The sequence below is a fragment of the Aquimarina agarivorans genome (assembly GCF_000218485.1).
Taxonomy (GTDB): Bacteria; Bacteroidota; Bacteroidia; order Flavobacteriales; family Flavobacteriaceae; genus Aquimarina; species Aquimarina agarivorans.
Genome location: NZ_AFPB01000174.1, coordinates 44,989 through 65,671 on the forward strand (window position 1 = coordinate 44,989; position 20,683 = coordinate 65,671).

At 33.6% G+C, this 20,683-nt stretch carries 14 protein-coding genes; 10 read left to right on the forward strand and 4 right to left on the reverse strand.

The window, feature by feature from the left end; translation table 11 throughout:
• Positions 1-171: 171 nt before the first annotated feature.
• Both GMC_RS0115340 and tssD read right to left on the reverse strand, forming a co-directional pair.
• Positions 172-756 carry a hypothetical protein gene (locus GMC_RS0115340; protein ID WP_010522979.1) on the reverse strand — a complete coding sequence of 195 codons (585 nt, stop codon included), beginning with the start codon at positions 754-756 and terminating at the stop codon, positions 172-174.
• Positions 749-2,491, reverse strand: coding sequence for a type VI secretion system tube protein TssD (gene tssD / locus GMC_RS20885; protein ID WP_010522980.1), 1,743 nt, complete (start codon positions 2,489-2,491; stop codon positions 749-751). The genes GMC_RS0115340 and tssD overlap by 8 nt, the downstream gene beginning before the upstream one ends.
• A gap of 535 nt (positions 2,492-3,026) precedes the next feature.
• Between tssD and GMC_RS0115350 the strand changes: the two genes are divergently transcribed.
• Positions 3,027-3,635: a methyltransferase domain-containing protein gene (locus GMC_RS0115350; RefSeq protein WP_010522981.1), complete on the forward strand. Its 609-nt coding sequence runs from the start codon at positions 3,027-3,029 to the stop codon at positions 3,633-3,635.
• Positions 3,636-3,973: 338 nt separating this feature from the next.
• Here the strand turns inward: GMC_RS0115350 and GMC_RS0115355 are convergent, their stop codons facing one another.
• Positions 3,974-5,386 carry an OmpA family protein gene (locus tag GMC_RS0115355; protein ID WP_010522982.1) on the reverse strand — a complete coding sequence of 471 codons (1,413 nt, stop codon included), beginning with the start codon at positions 5,384-5,386 and terminating at the stop codon, positions 3,974-3,976.
• A 154-nt stretch (positions 5,387-5,540) separates the two neighbouring features.
• Complete coding sequence (locus GMC_RS0115360) at positions 5,541-8,678, reverse strand: UvrD-helicase domain-containing protein (RefSeq protein ID WP_010522983.1); 3,138 nt, start codon at positions 8,676-8,678, stop codon at positions 5,541-5,543.
• Positions 8,679-9,121: 443 nt separating this feature from the next.
• Between GMC_RS0115360 and GMC_RS0115365 the strand changes: the two genes are divergently transcribed.
• From GMC_RS0115365 to fucP, 9 genes are all read left to right on the forward strand, one after another.
• On the forward strand, positions 9,122-10,675 hold the full coding sequence (locus GMC_RS0115365) for an alpha-L-fucosidase (RefSeq protein WP_040472570.1): 1,554 nt from the start codon (positions 9,122-9,124) through the stop codon (positions 10,673-10,675).
• A gap of 383 nt (positions 10,676-11,058) precedes the next feature.
• A complete protein-coding gene (locus tag GMC_RS0115370) occupies positions 11,059-12,066 on the forward strand; it encodes a zinc-binding alcohol dehydrogenase family protein (protein ID WP_010522985.1) in 1,008 nt (335 codons plus the stop codon).
• Positions 12,067-12,185: 119 nt separating this feature from the next.
• Entirely contained in the window at positions 12,186-13,208 is a 1,023-nt protein-coding gene (locus tag GMC_RS0115375) for a sugar kinase (RefSeq protein ID WP_010522986.1), read from the forward strand.
• A gap of 79 nt (positions 13,209-13,287) precedes the next feature.
• Positions 13,288-13,956 (forward strand): bifunctional 4-hydroxy-2-oxoglutarate aldolase/2-dehydro-3-deoxy-phosphogluconate aldolase, encoded by a 669-nt coding sequence (locus GMC_RS0115380; protein WP_010522987.1) that lies wholly within the window; start codon positions 13,288-13,290, stop codon positions 13,954-13,956.
• Positions 13,957-13,983: 27 nt separating this feature from the next.
• Complete coding sequence (locus tag GMC_RS0115385; RefSeq protein ID WP_010522988.1) at positions 13,984-15,636, forward strand: UxaA family hydrolase; 1,653 nt, start codon at positions 13,984-13,986, stop codon at positions 15,634-15,636.
• Between the two features lie 131 nt (positions 15,637-15,767).
• The gene (locus GMC_RS0115390) at positions 15,768-17,231 is read left to right on the forward strand and encodes a tagaturonate reductase (RefSeq protein ID WP_010522989.1); all 1,464 of its coding nucleotides are present in this window, start codon (positions 15,768-15,770) and stop codon (positions 17,229-17,231) included.
• Positions 17,232-17,333: 102 nt separating this feature from the next.
• Complete coding sequence (locus tag GMC_RS0115395; protein WP_029489823.1) at positions 17,334-18,161, forward strand: amidohydrolase family protein; 828 nt, start codon at positions 17,334-17,336, stop codon at positions 18,159-18,161.
• 224 nt (positions 18,162-18,385) lie between these two features.
• Positions 18,386-19,177, forward strand: a complete 792-nt coding sequence (locus GMC_RS0115400; protein WP_010522991.1) for an SDR family oxidoreductase — start codon at positions 18,386-18,388, stop codon at positions 19,175-19,177.
• Between the two features lie 178 nt (positions 19,178-19,355).
• Positions 19,356-20,672: an L-fucose:H+ symporter permease gene (fucP, locus tag GMC_RS0115405; RefSeq protein WP_010522992.1), complete on the forward strand. Its 1,317-nt coding sequence runs from the start codon at positions 19,356-19,358 to the stop codon at positions 20,670-20,672.
• Positions 20,673-20,683 lie beyond the last annotated feature (11 nt).

A 20,683-nucleotide genomic window follows, 5' to 3' on the forward strand; every position in this document is an offset into this window, starting at 1 on the left:
ACCTTCTAACTCCATATCCATTTCTGCTTTTTGCTCTTTAACTAAAACACCTGCTAAATCAGCAATTGGTGATAAGGGACCGAAATCTAAAGGTAAAGGTTTATCGGTATCTAAATCTTCGCCAATAGTTTTGGTAAAATTAAAAATATAAGTTGATTTGAGCTAGAAGCACTACCATTTTATAGGAACAACTATGCGTTCTCCTAATTTTTTATTGTTTAGAAACAAAATGGAAATACTATCATTTTTTATTAATTGCTCAAATAAATCTTTATGTTTAGCTCTTAATTGAGAAATGGTGCCTATACTTAAAGTATCTTGATTTAAATCTTTCATTTTTAATATATAAGGTTTGAAAAACACTTTATCAAACCTTAATGTATCAATGAAATGTTTTGATTTAATTAAATATTTATTTGTTGCATTGCCCTCTATATATTTAATTTTAGTAAAGCTTTGTTTGATTAATCTGTTTTCGTCGTTTAAATACAATTTTATGGGATTACCTTTTAATTGATTACCATAGTTATATGTGTAATTCCTAAATGATTTTCTTGAAGAATTAGTATTTTTTATATTTAAATTAAATGGTAAACTAATTACTGATACAGTAGACATTTTATTGCTAAAAAATAGTGTAACTTGTTGATTAGACTCCTTAATTTTTACTACACAAGATTCTTTTGATGTACTACAACTTATAAGACAAAAAAATATGAGCACTTTTTTTAAAAATTGCATTTTTGATTTATTCATTTATAAATAGTGTTTCTATAATATCAAGTGGAAATCCTCTCTCTCTATTTTCAATAGTTCTGTAAAGGATATTAATATTTTTATCAAAATCATCTATAATATCGGATTGAAAATTCAATAGTTCATCAAAAGTACTAAATTCTCCTTGCAGTAATTTATTAGCTGTTTTTCCTGAAACTGGAAGTAACTGCCAGTTATATTTTTCATTATGATTCCAAGTATCAATAGCTTTTCTAGTAGCGTCTAAACCTTTTAATTTGGCTAAATCTATTTCTTTTTGAATATCGGCCTCTAATTCCATATCCATTTCAGCTTTTTGGTCTTTAACTAGAACACCTGCTAAATCAGCAATTGGTGATAAGGGGCCGAAATCTAAAGGTAAAGGTTTATTGGTGTCTAAATCTTCGCCAATAGTTTTGGTAAAACTAAAAATGTCTAATACATTTCCTATATATTTAACCATACCAAGTAATGTTACTCTTTTACCTGTGGTGGAAAAATAATCGTACTGACTAATTCCTTTTGTGGTTTTTAGTGGTTGTCCTTCGTGTTTGTAACCGAAGTTTTTTCCTTTTTTAAGATTTTCAAAAAGTTTACCAGAATTACTATAGACTTTTTTATATTCATGTATTAATCGATCTCCTTTGTAGACTTTGCCAAAATTGTCTACCATATAACCTTTTTTAAGTTTGGCAAATGCAATTTTTTTTATGGCTTTGTTTGCTTCTTTAGTAGCAGCATCTAATACTTTATCTTTTATTTTACCTCCGTATAAGCCTTTGCCAAATTGCATAAGTAGCATTGGGTCTCCATCATAACTGATAAATTCGGGTAAGTTATGAGTCGCTAGTGGGGTTTTAAAATAAAGTGTCCTTTTGTTAAAACCTACAAAAAGTACATCGTTTCGACTTGCTGGTAATTCTTTTTTAAGATTTTTGTAACTCACATTACAATATAATTCTAATTGATCCCCATTATCGTCAGTGATCATTTTAGTCCAACTGTCCTTTAGTTCTAATTTAGCAGTTGCTATAGTATCACCATCAATTTCCTGTACAGTAGCCGTTTTATTAATTTCGTGTTTTGGGAATTTATTTTCATCAACATTTAAATAATCTATTCCAAAAAAGTGATCATATTCCCATAATTGACAATTAATTTGTTGTCCAATTTCAATGTCTTTAGTTTGTACATGAAAATACACGTAATCACCAAGATTGGCCTTTGAAATAGGGTTGCAGCCATCACTATCGCTAGTCCACCATCCTTTTAAAAGCCTAGGTTCTTTTTGATCTTCTTGGCTTGTGTATGTATTAGGAATAACTTCATCAAAAGCAGTAAGATTACCCCAGTAGTTTTTATAAGTAACAGCATTATTGCCATTAAAACGGAGAATACCCGGAGTTATAGTAATTGAATATTCCATAGGTTCTGATGACTGCGAATTATAATAATAATCAGCCATTGTAGCATAAGCTTGAGCAAACTCTACTTTAAAGTCAATACTAGCACCATCTCTACCTAATATAACAATACGCCCTTTTTTTTGCATATTATTGTGTACAGTCCAATTAAGCATGGTTACATCTTTAGAACTTTCTACAGTAACTTGTATTTCTCCACCCTTAGGAATACCTGTAGGTTTATTGTTAGTCCCTGTGCGCTGGTTGAAGCTAAAGTCAAAACTAAGGAGTCTATATTTTTTATCCTCTAAATAAAGGTAGGCGGTGGTCATTAGTTTAATTATGTTTTAAGAACGAATATAAATCATAACGAGGTAATTATGAATATATTTTAAAGTTTGTTGAGTAATGTTTTGTAACGCTTAATGAACCAACTTTAGTGAAAACAGAAAAGGTTTTGGAAAAAATGTTAGGTGAGGATAAAAGAGGAGAGTGTAAGCGAACTCACTGATGAAGTGGCGAAAAGATCAGTTATTAAAACTTGAGAATTATTGAGGTCTTGGAGGATAAGTATAGGGGTCACCTAAATATTGGCTATACGGTAATCGCCATAAAGGTAGCATGACTTTATCTAGGCATTTTTTTCTATCACAACGACAGATCTAATGGCTCTTTAAAGAGTGTAGAGCCAAAGTTTTTTTAAAAAAATATTCCTTTTACTGATCTAAAGGTGTTATCAAGTTAAAAAATTATAGATTTACGTAGATTACCGTTTCCAGTATTAAATTACCCATTTTAAATAAACAAAAAATACTTAATTTTTATTTGAGTAATTTAAAACCTTAACAAGTATAAAACAATAGGGTTATGGAAAAAACTAACAATCAGGAATATTGGACACAGCGGTATAAAGAGAATAGAACAGGTTGGGATGTAGGGTATCCTACTACACCTTTAAAAAATTATATTGATCAGTTAAAGGATAAGAGTTTGTCTATTTTGATACCAGGTGCAGGTAATGCTTATGAGGCAGAATATCTTTGTAATAAGGGCTTTAATGATGTGACTATTTTAGATGTTTCGGAAGTTCCGCTGCGGGCTTTTTCAAAGAGAAATCCAGATTTCCCTAAAGCACGATTAGTACATGCTGATTTTTTTGAGTATGAAGGAACTTATGATTTAATTATTGAGCAAACTTTTTTTTGTTCATTTCCACCAACTGATAAAAACAGAATTGCCTATTCAAAAAAAATGCACGAGTTGTTAACAACACAAGGAAAGCTTGTTGGTGTTTGGTTTGATATACCGCTTACAGGGAACATGGAAAACCGTCCTTTTGGAGGCGATAAGCAAACCTATCTCGGGTTTTTAAGCCCACACTTTAAGGTGCATACTTTTGATAGGTGTTTCAATTCAATTCCTGCCCGTTCAGGTAAGGAGTTGTTTGGGATTTTTGAGAAGCTTCCTTTGAAGTGAATAATTTAAAAATAAGAAAATTCAGCACAAGCCAAAATAGAAGTCTTTGAATTTATTGTAGTATTATGGTGCGGCTGATAAAGAATACATGCTGGTTTGGACTACAAAACTTCAAAAAAAATGGAAAATAAATTTTACAACAAGCATAAATTGGCAGCATAATTTAATTAGTCTTTAAAAAATCGGGTTAAAAATAGTAAAAGTGTCAAATTACAGTATGCCTATTTTTGTACACAGGACATCAGCATTTAATTTGTTTTTTATAATATTGGTACAATAAAAAAACGCTTCCCAATAATGGAAAGCGTTTTTTTAAATTATGAATTAAACTTAATAGTTTATTTTACTAAGTTAATTTCAACACGTCTGTTTAATTTTCTTCCTGCTTTTGTAGCATTAGAAGAAATTGGCTTAGACTCTCCGTAACCTACAGAACTTAATCTTGATTGAGAAATTCCTCTACCAATTAAAAATGCTTTTACAGAAGCTGCTCTAGATTCAGATAATCTCTGGTTAGTAGCATTACTACCAACACTATCCGTGTGACCTTCAACTGTAAATTTAGCTTCAGGATATTCTTTTAAAATATTGATAATATCTCCTAATACTTTTTCAGACTGAGCCTTAATTGAAGATTTACCAGTATCAAATAAGATAGTCTTAGCGTATTCATTTAATGTCTTCTGTACTTCAGCAGTTACCTTTTTAACTTCAGGACAACCATTGTTAGCTTCAACACCAGGTACTTCAGGACATTTGTCATCTTTATCTAATACACCATCGTTATCTTTGTCTTTGTAAGGACAACCGTTGTTAGAAACAGGACCTCCTTCATTTGGACATTTGTCTAAGTTGTCAGGAACAGTATCACCGTCAGTGTCAGGACATCCTTTCATTGCAGCAGTACCTTTTACATCAGGACAAGCATCGTCTTTATCAGCAATACCGTCTTGATCAGTATCAGGGCAACCATTTAACTCAGCAGGACCAAATACATCAGGACAAGCATCATCAGCATCTTTAATTCCATCAAGGTCAGTATCAGGACATCCGTTGAATTGCTTCAAACCAGCAACTTCAGGACATTCGTCTTTACTATCATAAACGCCATCACCATCAGTGTCAGTACCACCAAAACCAAACTTAACACCAGCAGTGTGTTGCATGTGAGATGTTTGGAATGTATCATTTCCAATGGTAACGCTTTCGCTTGGCTCGTCATATTCACTAATTACACCTTTGTACATAGTACTTAATGAGATAGCAAAATTATCAGTCAACCAAAAATCAATACCAGCTCCAGGATTTACCGAAAATCTACCTTCATCTTCTAACCAAAAATATCCAGCACCTAAAGATAAACTTGGATCAAACCATCCAGTTCCATCTTTTTTAATTAAGTTTCTAAAACTATAATTTAATGCTCCATCTACAGCGAAATAAGCAAGGTCATCTACATTGATTTTCCCACCTTGTTCCCCAGATAAACCAATAATATCAATTTTATTTAATGATCCCGATAAACTACCGTAAAATCCACCTTTAATATGTCTACCTACTGTAAGTTTAGAAATTGCAGGAAGGATATTAAAGTCATCAGGGTCTAAAGCGTTTAACTCAGCTTCAGAGAAAAAATCCACTGCATTTATTCCAACTGAAATTGCCCATGGATGATTTGCGTCTTGTGCATTAGCTGTACCAAATAGTAACCCGATCAGGGCAACAGCAATTATTTTACTAAGATGTTTCATATTAATATGTATGATTAATTTAAGTGTTATCAATAACAAATGTAATAGGTTAAAATTAACTAACAAAACACTTTGTCTAGAATTTATAAGGTTTGTTTAACTCAAATGCGCTAAACCCTTGTAAATACTAGTGTTAATAAAATTGTGTAACCGTCTACAAATTGTTAATTTTAACTGTACTTCCTGTGTATATTAACAATTTTGCTATGTTCTTAAAGCCAAATCCTGTAAAAATTGCAGCATAATTATCAATTTGTTGTTGGTGCTCTTTTAATTCAATTCCTGTTTTATAGTCGACAATTACAACACTGTTGTCATTTAAAATTTCTACACGATCTGGTCTTAAAATTTCGTTTTTATATACAAAATCACGTTCGTTGTATATCTTATTCTTAGTATTAAAAATATGTTTTAGACATGAATCGTTTAAAATTAATGACACATTTTCTGTAATTTTTTTTAATTGTGTAGGTGTAATATTGCCCTTTAATCTAAATTTTGTTAAAACCTTATCAACATCATTTCTGTCGTAAATTTCGGCCATAAATTCATGAGTGAGTAGGCCTAAAGTCAATGATTCTTCTTGTTCTTTTGATAAAATATTAGTTTTTAAAGCGGGAAATATTTGAAGCTCACTTTTTTTCGTGCAAATAAAAGTGCTTAAATTTTTAATGTTGGAAATATTTTCAATTACAGTTGATGATTTCAAGGGATTTCCATAAAAATATGAGCTTCCATTTATTTCAAATTTATTAGAATGAAGTAAATAGTCTTTAAATAAATTTTGAAAACTGGCTTCGGGATTTTTTTTAGTTTCACTAAAATTACTAATTATAAACAATTGTTCCTTTGCTCTTGTTAGTGCTACATATAGTATATTTAAATTGTCAAGTTCTTGGTATTGTTGTATTTGTTGTGACTGTTTCTGAGTTTTTTTACTATACTGAGAAAAAACTTTTTCATTATAATTCACGTAAGCTTCTTTAAATATACGTGAAAGGTGATCTACCGGTGACCAAACATGATTGGGTTGCGGTTTATATATTTCGGTATCTGCAAAAGGGTAAATGACTACAGGAAACTCTAAACCTTTCGATTTGTGAATGCTCATTATTTGAATGGCATTTTTTCCTTCGGGTACAACAATACTTAAACTATCTTTTTTTGCATTCCAGTGTGTTATAAATTCGCTTATACCAGAATTGTTTTTTTGGGTGAAATCAAACACAAAATCCATAAAAAATTGAAGATTTGAATTTGGTATGCCTTCTAAACCGAAAGCTGTAATTAGTGCTTCAAAAGCTTCATAGATTGATAAATTATCAAACCAATTGATATCTAATTTAATGTGTAATAATGCCAATTCTTTTTCAATTTGTTTGGCATTTAAAGGCATTAAGGTTTGTAAAAAAGTATGTGTTTGTTTTATTTTCAAATGGGAACTTAACACTTTTAAAAATTCCAATTTATTCTTAGTATCATTTTGTGCAATTGAAAAAGAAGCAAAGTTGATAAGCAGCTGCACTTCATTTGAATTTTTAACTAAAAGCACTTCCTGAGATATTACAGGGATTTGATGTTGATTTAAAAATTCTGCAAGAATGACCCCCTCTTTATTTTTTCTAACCAAAATGCAAATCTCTTTATAGGAAAAGCCATTTGCTGTAATTTGCCTAATGTTTTCTAAAACTTTTTCAGGATACAACAGATTTTTTTCTTCTGCATTTAATGCATCAATAAAGTCAAACTGAATATATCCACCCTGCCTTGAATTGCTTTTTTGATCATTTCCTTTAATAAACAACTCTTTATAGTTTTCTAATGAAAAAAAATTGGAGGTATACGTAAAAAAACTATTGTTAAATTCAATAATATTGGAATAACTACGGTAATTAGTGTCAAGCTGAATCGTTGTTTTGTCAGGGTTTGAAAATGGACTTCCAAGATTACTCAAACTCATAAATTGTTCTGCTTTTCCTCCTCTCCATCTGTAGATAGCTTGTTTTGCATCTCCAACTATCGTTACGGTGCCATTTTGCCCCGTTAAATCATTAAGTGATGATACAGCATTATCACTTAATGGAAACAAATTTTGCCATTGCATGACAGAGGTGTCCTGGAATTCATCAATAAAAAAATCTTTGTAACGTTCGCCAAGGCGCTCGTAAATAAAAGGTGTCGGTTGATCCTTTATAGTTTCAAAAATGAGCTTATTAAAGTCTGAAATCAATAGCAGTTGCTTTTCCTTTTTTAATAGATGTAATTCATCATTTAAATTTTTAAGCAGTGACATTTGAATTACATTCTTCAAAATACGTTCTAAGAACTGATTTTCAATAACTAGATTTTTAGTTTTATAAAAAACATCAATAATTTCAGGGCGTAAATTTTCTAACGAATCTTTTACAAACTCACTCTTACTTTTAGCGCAAAGTGGAGCGTGTTCTAAATCTTGTTTCCATTTAGCCTTATCAAAATCTTCGGTAGTATTTTTTATCAGGTTTTTAAAGTGTTTTGGTATGGAACCGCGGGTAAATTCATCAATGACCTCGTGTTGTTTAAATGTTTCTATTAATGCGGATGATAATGCTGTAATTTTATTTTTGTTCGCAGTTAATTTTCCTCTTAGTTCTTTGCTAAAAATTTCAAAATCTTGATGTGAGTAAACACTTAAATTTTTAATATGTTCAATAGCATCTTCTTTAAAAATTATTTGGGCAATTTCAAGTAAGCTTTTTTTAATATTCCAAGGGGCATCATCATTGATTTTTGATTTTGTAAAACCTAGGACAATTTTTGTGATTTGGGGTTCGGTACCAACTTTGTCAATCAAATTATCGACTGCAATTTCTAGCAATTTATTTTGATCAAGTTCAATATCAAAGTTGCTGGAAAGTCCTAAATCATAAGCAAATGTTCGGATTACGGATTGGGTAAACTTATCAATAGTTTGCACGCTAAAAGCGGTGTAATTGTGCAATAAATAATGTAGCGTTTTTCTTGATTTTATGCGTAATGCTTCTTTAGTCAGGTTTAATTCACTAGCAATTTCATCAAACATACTCTTATTGGTTTGGGGGGTAACTTTTTTTGAAAAGCTGTATAAACTATTTAAAATACGTTGTTTCATTTCTGAAACAGCTTTGTTAGTAAATGTAACAGCGAGTATTTGTTTGTATCTATTTTTGCTAGGATTTGATAAAATTTTAATTAAATAGCTTTTTACAATAGTGTATGTTTTTCCTGATCCTGCAGCAGCATCATAAACAGTAAAAGCGGCAGTATTTTGCATAAAAAAAATTTTACGAGTTTGGTAAGAGTAACCAAAGTTATTTATTATTTGTAATTTTTTGAAGTTGAAGTAAAAATAAAAGACTGTTCAGAGTTTGAACAGCCTTTTTTTTTGCTAACTAAGTTATTTGTTAGTTGTTATACAGTAAATAAAAATACTATTATCGACATTTTTTTGAGCAGTGATCAAAAACCTAGTTAAGCGATACAACTTTTATTATGTTGAGCTTTTGTTGTATACAAAAATAATAAATTTCATGTGTAAATATATAACCTAAATCGTTATAGTCAACGTTTTCATTCAAATAACTTACGTGTGGTTCATTTTTATCGCTGAAAAACACATATGTAAATCATTTGTGGTATAATTTTAAACTTTTTGTGGCATTAACATATCTTTATTATAGTGACTTTTGCGTATCATTGGGGTCAAATAATGTACTTATGAAAGTTTATAGCATAATACTCGTTGTAATGACGTGTATGTTGGGAATTGTTTCTTGCAAAAAAGAAAACAAAAAAGGTTTAATTGAAAATGAAAAAACAAAACCAGCAAAACCATTATACGAAGCAAACTGGAAGTCTATAAAAAAGCATTACAAAGATCCTGCTTGGTTTAATGAACAAAAATTTGGAGTTTTTATTCATTGGGGAGCTTATGCGGTGCCTGCGTTTGGTTCTGAATGGTATCCGCGTCATATGTACATGGATACAGCAAACTTTTCAGCTCAACTCAATCCTGGAAAACTAGGGCCTACTAAAGAATATTTGCATCATAAAAAGACTTACGGTGATCAAAAAGAGTTTGGTTATAAAGATTTTATACCCATGTTTAAAGCCGAAAAATTTAATGCAGATGAATGGATTGATCTATTTAAAGCGGCTGGAGCAAAGTATGTAGTGCCTGTTGCTGATCACCACGATGGATTTGCTATGTATGCTTCCAACACAACTCGTTGGAATGCTAAAAATATGGGTCCTAAGCGTGATGTTTTAGGGGAATTGTTTAAAGCTGGACGAAGCAAAGGTTTAATTATGGGGGCATCATCCCATTATGCTTTCAACTGGTCCTTTTATAATAAAAAAGACCATTTTGACACCACTAATCCTGAGTATGCTGATCTATATTCTGCTAAAGGTAAAAATATAAATGAACCTGTTTCTGAGGAATTTAAAAAGAAATGGTGGTTGCGTACCATTGATTTAATTGATAATTATCAACCAGATATTTTATGGTTCGACTTTATGTTGGATAGGCCAGCATTTAAGGAGTATCGTCCAAAAATTGCAGCATATTACTATAATAAAGGAATAGAATGGGGCAAAGAAGTTGTACTTCAGGACAAAAACTTTGATCATGAAGCATTTCCTGAAGGTACAGTAATTTATGATTTGGAGCGAGGGAAGCTGCCTGGCATCCGAAAGTTGCCTTGGCAAACGGATACGTCCATTGGTAAAAACTCGTGGTGCTATGTTTCCAATTGGGAATCGAAGGATACCAATCAATTGATTGATGATTTAGTGGATATTGTTTCAAAAAATGGAAATTTACTACTCAACGTCGGACCAAAGGCAGATGGTTCAATTCCAGATGATCAAAAGAAAATTTTATTAGAAATGGGCGATTGGCTTAAAGTTAATGGTGCGGCTATCTATGGAACAAAATATTGGAAAACCTTTGGTGAGGGCCCAACTGAAGTTGAAAAAGGACATCATTCTGAAGGGAAAAATAAAGCATTTTCGGGGCAAGATATTCGCTTTACGCAAAAAGGAGATAAACTGTATGCTATTATGATGGCGTGGCCAAAAAATGGTAGCGTTATTATTAATTCTTTAGGTTCTTCTAATGTGTTTGCTAAAGGGATAAGTATAAAAAGTGTGCGCTTATTGGGCAGCGATGCTAACGTAGCATTCAAACAAAATCCTGATGGATTATCAATTACTAATTTAGGCACTAAATCAGGAGATTTTGCACATGTATTAGAAATTACTCGATAACTAAAAACTTTAAAATGTAATGACAATTCTAAATTTAAATTACTCATACAAAGTTTAGGATTTTTTATTTGGACAATCAAAAAAATTGCTTAGCCTATGCTAAAGGGTTGTTTTATTGCTAGGGTATTATGCAACAAAGAATCCTTTTAAATGAAAATTATTAGTTAGCAATAGGCAGTACAATGTTATGTAGCTGAAAAAGAAATTATTTTAAGTTTTGTTCTCGGTAAAACGTGCTTCTCAAATGGAGTGCGTTTTTCTAATTTAGCGAAAACTTATGTCGGTTCTAATTTTAAGTATCTAACATTAAATTATTCATTTTAAATAATTTAATGTTAGATACGGTATTAATACATCAAAATAAAGTATAAACAAATTTCAAAATGAAATATATAGTTTGTGAACAGCCAGGCGATTTTCAATTAAAAGAAAAGGAAATGCCAGTACGTAAAGATGATGAGGCTTTACTAAAAGTTAAAAAGGTGGGGATTTGCGGTACTGATATACATGCCTTTTCAGGGAATCAGGCTTTTTTTACCTATCCAAGAATTTTAGGACATGAATTAGCTTCCGAAATCGCGGATATTGGAGCTAATAGCTATGGGCTAAAAAAAGGTGATAAAGTAGTCATTATGCCTTACATAAGTTGTGGAAAATGTATTGCTTGCCGAAATGGAAAAACAAATTGCTGTACTAATATTAGCGTTTTAGGGGTGCATTCCGATGGTGGAATGCAAGATTATATTACGGTGAGGCAGGATTTATTACTCCCTGCAAATAATTTATCGTATGATCAAATGGTCATTGTTGAACCTTTAGCTATTGGAGCGCACGCTATCCGTAGAGCAGCTGTACATTCCAATGAAATTGTAGTGGTTGTAGGTTGTGGTCCTATAGGTATAGGCATGATAAAGCTTGCTCAAATTGCTGGTGCAAAAGTAATTGCATTGGATGTAAATGATGACAGGTTGGCTTATGCAAAAAATCAAATAGGAGCGGATTACTGCATTAATGTTTCCAATGATCCGCAAAGTAAAATCGCCGAAATAACTAATGGTGATATGGCTACGGCAGTATTTGATGCTACAGGCTTTAAAGGAGCGTTAGAAAAAGGAGTTGATTACATGGCACACGGCGGTAGGTATGTGCTGGTAGGGCTTTCAAAAGATGATTTGATGTTTACGCATCCAAAAATTCACGCCAAGGAAACTACGCTAATGTGCAGCCGTAACGCTACTAAAAGAGATTTTGAACACGTTATTAATGTATTGGATCAGTTTCCAACAGCTTCTTTTATAACCCATAATGTGTCTTTTGCTGAAATGATTGCTAATTTTAATAGTTGGACAAAACCTGAAACAGGTGTAATTAAAGCGACTGTAGATTTTTAAATCGAATTAATTTTCGGAAATTTGCCAAGGTTTTTTTAAAACAGCAATTACACATTAAGAAATTTGAAAGCATCAAAGTAGTGCTTCAAAGTGTTCTTAAGTAGCCAACTATTTTTATGATGCATAAAATAATAACATTCGGTGAAATTTTAGGAAGATTTTCACCGCCTAACAATCTTCGTTTTAGTCAGGCAACCTCATTTGAGGTTATTTATGGTGGGGGCGAATTTAATGTAGCAGCTTCATTAGCTAATTATGGTGCTAATGCAGAATTTGTAACCGCAATACCAGTTAATGCTATTGGGGATTGTGCCATGAATACAATCCGAAGTTTCGGAGTGGGACACAAACATATTTTGCGTCAAGGGAAACGTTTAGGGCTTTATTTTTTAGAAAATGGTGCCTCAGGCAGAAACAGCGCAGTGGTTTATGACAGGGATGATTCCGCAATATCTCAAATAAAAAAGGGAGATATTGATTGGGATGTGGTATTAAATGGCGCTACTTGGTTTCACTGGAGTGGAATTACTCCGGCACTATCTGAAAATGCAGCTGAGGTTTGTTTAGAAGGGATCAAAGCCGCGCATGCTAAAGGCTTAACTATTTCAACAGATTTAAACTACCGCAAAAAATTGTGGAATTACGGTAAAACTCCAAAGGAAGTTATGCCTGAACTGTTAAGTTATAGTAACGTTATTTTAGGTGATGTTGATACCGCATTATTTATGTTAGGTAAAGAAAAACTTGACCCTGATTATACGGTTGATTTGGAAGCGAAAAAAGTATTTGCTAAAGTTTTTGAATTGCTTCCCAATCTGCAAACTATGGCAATGACTTACCGAAATTCATTAAATGCTTCGCATCAAATCATCGGGGGGCTACTTTATAATAAAGGTGAAATGTACCGCGCACGTTTAAATGAAATTACCCCCGTAGTGGATCGTGTTGGTACAGGTGATGCCTTTATGGGCGGATTAATATATAGCTTAACTGAGTATACTAATGATCTGGAAAAAGCTATTGCATTTGCTACTGGAGCTTGTGTTATCAAGCACACTATTTTTGGAGATGTAAATAGAGCGTCCAAAGAGGAAGTGTTGAACTTTATTTCCAGTGATGGTTCAGCAAAAGTAGATCGTTAAATGACTAAATTCTCCGTAAGGGGGCAACAAGTAATTAAAATAGACTATTGGTAATACCAATAACTAAAAAAAGTATAAAATGGCACAATTTTCAAGAATCGAGGTAGCACAAGTAATGAAGGAAACAGGAATGGTACCTTTATTTTATCATCCTGACGTTGAATTAGGAAAAAAAGTTTTAAAAGCATGTTACGATGGTGGAGCACGTTTATTGGAATTTACAGCTCGTGGTGATTTTGCTCATGAAGTTTTTGCGGAGTTAACCAAATATGCAATTGCTGAATTGCCAGGGATGATTATGGGAGTAGGATCGGTAACCGATGCTGTAGCAGCCTCAATGTACATGTCTTTAGGTGCCAATTTTATTGTAACACCAGTATTGCGAGAGGATATAGCTATGGTGTGTAACCGACGCAAAGTAGCTTGGAATCCTGGTTGTGGGACATTGTCAGAAATAGCTAAAGCAGAAGAATTAGGTTGCGAAATTGTAAAACTGTTTCCAGGAAATTTATACGGTCCTAAATTTGTAAAAGGAATTGTTGGGCCTCAACCATGGACCTCAATTATGCCAACAGGTGGTGTTACCACGGAAGCGTCAAACTTACAAGATTGGTTTGATGCAGGAGTAACTTGTGTTGGTATGGGATCGCAATTAATCAGTAAAAAAATATTAGCTGATCGCGATTTTGATGGTTTACAAAAAACGGTGGCACAAACATTAGCAACTATTAAAAAAGTAAGGGGATAAACAGTCTTGCTCAAATAAAATTAAATAATGTCAGCATCTTACGCGCAAATTGACCCCAAGGACAATATTATTGTGGCAATAAACGAATTGCCAAAACATCAGCGTATTGACATTGCAGGTAAAACATTTTACTTAAAAGAAGCTATCCAACAAAAACATAAGTTTGCGTTGGATAGTTTTAAAATAGGAGCTTCTATTTATATGTACGGAGTTTTGGTAGGTAAAGCTGTAATGCCCATTGCTCAAGGTGAAGCCATTACTGCGGCAAATGTAAAACACGCTTCATCTGTATACCAAACCAGTAAAGAAAAATACACTTGGACGCCTCCCAATAGTTCAAAATTTGCGAATACAACATTTAATGGATTTCACCGTAAGGATGGTAGTGTTGGAACGCGTAATTATTGGTTGGTTATTCCGTTAACATTTTGCGAAAATAGAAATGTTGATGTGCTTGAAGGGGCATTGCTAGATGCCTTGGGCTACAGTACGACAAAAGATTTTGCTGTAAATACAAACGCATTAATTGAAAAATATAAAACAGGTGCTTCCGCAGAAGATATATTAAGCACCACTATTATTGAAACAAAAGAAGAAATTCATAGAAACAGAATTTTTCCGAATGTTGATGGAATTAAGTTTTTAAAGCACGATGGTGGTTGTGGAGGAACCAGGCAAGATGCCGAAACACTTTGTAATTTATTGGCAGGATATATTACGAATTCAAATGTAGCTGGAGCTACTATTTTTAGTTTGGGCTGCCAAAACGCGCAAATTGAAATGCTAAAAAAAGCGATAGCAAGTCGTAATACCAACTGTAAAAAGCCAATTTTTTATTTTGAACAACAACAAAGCAAAAGTGAACGTCATTTTATACAAGATGCGGTAAGGCATACTTTTACAGGTTTAATGGAAGCCAATAAGGTAGTGCGGGCACCTGCACCACTTAGTAAATTAATTTTAGGGTTGGAGTGTGGTGGTTCCGATGGTTTTTCGGGAATTTCTGCAAATCCAGCTTTAGGATATGCTTCTGACCTGTTAGTTGCTTTGGGAGGTACACCTGTACTGTCTGAATTTCCGGAACTCAACGGTGTGGAACAAGAAATTGTGAATCGGTGTGAGCAACGTACAGATGCCGATAAGTTTACCTCCATTATGAAAACCTACGGGCAGCGGGCTATTGAGGCAGGATCAGGATTCGAAAACAACCCATCGCCAGGAAATATTAAGGATGGGCTCATTACCGATGCCATGAAATCAGCGGGAGCGGCAAAAAAAGGAGGGACTTCTCCTATTGTTTCGGTACTGGATTATACCGAAAAAATAGAAAAACCAGGGTTAAATTTACTCTGCACCCCAGGTAATGATGTGGAAAGTACTACCGGCCTTGCGGGTAGTGGCTGTAATATGATTGTTTTTACTACAGGTTTAGGGACCCCTACAGGAAACTCAATTACGCCAGTTTTAAAAATGTCAAGCAATACCGCGTTATATGAAAGCATGCATGATATTATTGATCTTAATGCGGGGACAGTCATTAGCGGCGAAGAAACTATTCCAACGATGGGTGAAAAAGTATTGGAATACATTATCAAAACAGCTAATGGCACAATACAGGCCAAGGCAGATGTCAAAGGTCAAAACGATTTTATTCCCTGGAAAAGAGGGGTGTCACTATAGACTAGTTGTGGGTTGGTAGTTGGGAAATACGAGATTTTTTTGAATTCAAAAAAAATGATTAATCTAACAACCAACAACCAACAACTCCCAACTGACAACTGACAACTCAAAACCGACAACTCACAATTGATATGAAAATAGTAAACAGAACCACAACAAATAAGCCAGTTCAATACCCAGAGCGTGTACTTCAATTTGGAGGCGGAAATTTTTTGCGAGCTTTTTGTGACTGGATGTTTCATGTATTAAATACCGAAACAGATTTTAACGGAAGTGTTGTTGTGGTTAAACCCACGGAGCGCGGAGATTATTCGGAATTAAGAGCGCAAGAAGGGTTGTTTCATGTGGCTTTGGATGGTATTCGTAATGGGGCGTTAGTGTCCGAAGTAACTTTAGTTGAATCTGTTAGTAGGGTAGTGCATCCTTATTTGGAGTGGAACACATTTCTGGCAACAGCTGAACAACCTGAAATGCGTTTTGTGGTATCAAATACCACAGAAGCTGGCATCAAATTTTCCGCTACGGATAATTTTTCCGATACGCCACCACATGAATTTCCTGCAAAGTTGACTTTGTGGTTATATCACAGGTTTAATTTTTTTAATGGAGCAGCTGATAAAGGATGCGTTTTGCTGCCGTGTGAATTAATTGAAAATAATGGAGATGCTTTACGCAAAACAATTTTGGCGTATGCATCAAAATGGAATTTGGGTTTTGATTTTCAGGACTGGGTTACAGAACATAATCATTTTTGTAGCACTCTAGTGGATCGAATTGTTTCAGGATTCCCTAAAGAACGTGCTACTGAAATTTATAAAAAAGTAGGTTATGATGATGCTTTATTAGTCGCTGGTGAGGAATATCATAGCTGGATAATTAAAGCTCCTGGCTTTATTCAAAAAGAACTACCCTTTTTAAAAACCCGTTTAAACGTACAGTTTGTTGATGATTTATCATTGTATCGAAAATTAAAAGTGCGTATTTTAAATGGAGCCCATACCTCATTAGTGCCCGTTGCTTATTTGGCAGGTTTGCGTACAGTTAAAGAGGCTATGGATAATAAAATGGTGGCAGCTCATGTTACGGAATTACTTTCTGCGGAAGTAAAACCTACATTGTCTCATTTTTCAGCGCAAGAAGTTGATGTTTTTATTAAAGCAGTTACGGATCGTTTTAAAAATCCAACCTTAAAACATTTTCTTATTGATATTTCATTAAACAGTACGGCTAAGTTTAAAGCTCGTTTGTTGCCGGCTTTTATTGATTATGTTAAAATTCATAACACCTTTCCTAAACGTATCGCTTTTTCATTGGCGAGTCTGATACAGTTTTACAAGGGGGTTTTTAACGGTGAAAAGATTGCAGTAAATGATGACAAAGAGGTGTTGAATTATTTTACTTTTGAGTGGGATAAAGTCGACTCTGGAGAACAAACCATAAATGAATTAGTTACTAATATATTATCCAACGAAGTTATTTTTGGTCAAAACTTAACCCAGTATTTAGGTTTAGTTGTTTTTATTGAAAATATATTAGAAAACATTGAAAATACAGGAATTAGTAATCTTTTAAGTAATGTTGAACAATTTTCCTAACAATATGAGGTAGCAAAATAAACATAAGAAGCAGCAAGTTTGTGGGAATTATAGCATTTTTGAAGTACATTATTAACCCCTATTTGTTCTTTAATCAGGTTTATGAAAATAGATTCTCATCAACATTTTTGGCATTACTGCGAAGTAAAACACAGTTGGATAAACGATCAGATGTCAGCAATTAAAAAGAATTTTTTACCTAGTGATTTGCAGTGGGAATTGAGTGATAAAGGAATTGACGGTTGTGTAGCTGTTCAAGCAGATCAGCATGAATCAGAAACAAATTTTTTAGTAGCCGAGTCAAAAAAACACGATTTTATAAAAGGTGTTGTGGGTTGGGTAGATTTAAGAGCCAAAAATATAGAGCGTCGCTTAGCGCACTATACAAAAGAAAAAATAATAAAAGGATTTCGGCATGTAGTGCAGGATGAGCCCCACGTGGATTTTATGATGTGGTCAAATTTTCAAAATGGAATTGGTAAATTAGAAAAGTATAATTTTACTTATGACATTTTAATTTATCCTTCGCAATTACATGCTGCATTGTATACTGTAGATAAGCACCCAAACCAAAAATTTGTCATTGATCACATTGCCAAGCCCAACATCAAGGAAGGGCAAATGGAAGATTGGAAAAAAGGGATGAAAGAGATTGCTGCGCATGAAAATGTAAGCTGTAAGCTTTCTGGTATGGTTACTGAAGCCGATTGGAAGGATTGGAATCAGGAAGATTTTGTGCCCTATTTGGATAATGTGATGGAATTGTTTGGAGTTGATCGGGTAATGTATGGGTCGGATTGGCCAGTTTCACTAATCGAATGGACCTACGGCGAAGTAAAAGGAATTATTGATACGTATACTGAAAATTTTTCTGCACACGAAAAAGAAAAAATTTATGGTAAAAATGCCATAGATTTTTATAATTTGTGATCAAAAACAAATTGGAGTTGCATGCCTTCTTTTTTAAAATTGCGCTAAAATAATTGAGGTTTTTGCTGCATTGGCTATTAGATTAGTAGTCGATGCTTGTATTTAATTTTAGTTCAAGTTAAAGTAAATAGCCCAAAAGTTTTTTTGCTAATTTTTGAATGAAGGATACACATATTAACCAAGGCTATTGAATAATCAGTGAATAGCTCAAAGCACACGGCTTAATGGATTTAAAACTAAAAGATAAAGTAGTAGTTGTTACAGGTGCTGCAGGATTAAAAGGGAGTATTGGCGAAACTATAGTACAGGCGTTAGCCAACGAGGGTGCTATTCCCGTTATAGTATGCAGAAACGATCGTGGTTTTGGATACGAAAAGGAACTAAAGGAGCGTGGGATTGATGCTTTGTTTGTAAAAACAGACCTTTCAGACCATAATCAAATAAAAAAAGCAGCCGAAAGTATCAAAAACAAATACGGAAAAATTGATGCATTAATAAATAATGTAGGGGTAAATGACGGCGCAGGATTGGATGCTTCAGTTGATGATTTTATGTATTCATTAAAGTTGAATATGGTCAGTTTTTTTGCAATGACTAAGTTTTGCCTACCTATGCTAAAAAAGGCAAAGGGGACTATTTTAAATATTGGCTCAAAAGTAGCGCTTACTGGTCAAGGTGGAACTTCGGGCTACGCGGCATCCAAAGGAGGAGTTTTGGGGCTTACCCGGGAATGGGCTGTTGATCTTATTAAATTTGGTATCCGCTCAAATGCCATTATCATTGCCGAAAGCTGGACACCTGCTTACAAAGCATGGATTGAAACACTGGATAATGGCGAAGAAAAATTAAAATCTATAGTAAAAAAGATTCCTTTTGAAAACAGAATGACCACGCCGCAAGAAATAGCTGATCAGTGTTTGTTTACTATTTCTGAAAAATCATCGCACACCACGGGACAATTTATAATTGTTGATGGTGGATACGTGCATTTGGATAGGTCATTACTTACTGAATAAGTATTTAAATCAATTCGCTTAGATTAAAGGTATTTGTTAATTTGAAATATTAGCATGACTTTAGAGAGATAGTAAGATGTTACGCTGAAAAGAATAAATAGGGGCAATGTAATGTGTAAGTGTTACATTTAATTACCTTACATTAAGTAGAAAAACAGCATTGCTTAAAATAAAATTTATGGAAAACACTAAAAAAGCACCAATTGTTAGTAAAGAGTTGTTGTTTCCTTTTGTCATTATTACCTCTTTATTCGCCTTATGGGGTTTTGCCAATGATGTTACAAACCCAATGGTAACCGCGTTTAAAAAAGTAATGCCTGAGCTAAGTTGGTTTCAGGCGTATTTAGTACAATTTGCATTCTATTTTGGATATGGTTGTATGGCCATTCCTGCGGCACTATTCATAAAAAAATTCAGTTACAAATCTGGTATTTTGCTAGGATTAATCTTGTATGCTTTAGGAGCGTTTTTGTTTTATCCTGCAGCTATTTTTGAAGAATATACGTTTTTCTTAATCTCATTATATGTTATTACCTGTGGATTGGCATTATTAGAAACTACATCTAACCCATTAGTGTTATCACTAGGGGCTAAGGAAACAGCCACGCAACGTTTAAATTTAGCACAATCGTTTAATCCTATTGGATCAATTTCAGGAATGATGATAGCACAATTTGTGGTGTTAAGTCAAATTAAATCTGCAGATTACAATGATACCTCTTATGCCGCTTTAGATACAGCAACAAAAGCAGCTATTAAAACTGAGGATTTAAGTATTATAAGTTATCCTTATATAGGTATCGGTATAGTGGTGCTTATTATTTTAGTAATTATTGCATTTACAAAAATTCCTACTACGCAAAAAATAGTCTCTTTGACCTATAAAGAATCTATAAAAAAGATTTTTGCGCGCAAAGTATTTTTTCCTGGAGTAATCGCTCAAATGTTTTACGTGGGGGCACAAATTATGTGTTGGACAGCTATTTATCAGTATGTGCAATATTTAAATGAGTCGGCAGGAACTCATTTAAATGCTACTTACATGAATATAACGGCTATGGGAATCTTTTTAGGGGGGCGTTTTTTAGGTACAGCTTTACTTAGCAAACTTAAAGCGCCCAAGTTACTGTCTTTATTTGCCATTTTAGCTATGGTTTGCTGTATGGGAGCTATTATGTTACCTGGTATGCCGGGATTAATATCGTTAATTTGCATTTCATTATTTATGTCCATAATGTTTCCCACTATTTACGGAATCGCACTGAAGGATATGGGAGATGAAGCAAAAGTTGGATCGGCATTTTTAGTAATGGCTATTGTAGGTGGTGCTATATTTCCACCAATACAAGGGTTAATTATTGATATAGGAGGAACTAATTTGGCAGATACGCTGATTGCCGGTGTGCCAGAAGTGAAATTTTCGTTTATCATGCCTTTATTATGCATCTCAGTAGTGGCAGTATATGGTTTTTACGCTTCAAAATTTGAAAACTAATAGTTACAATG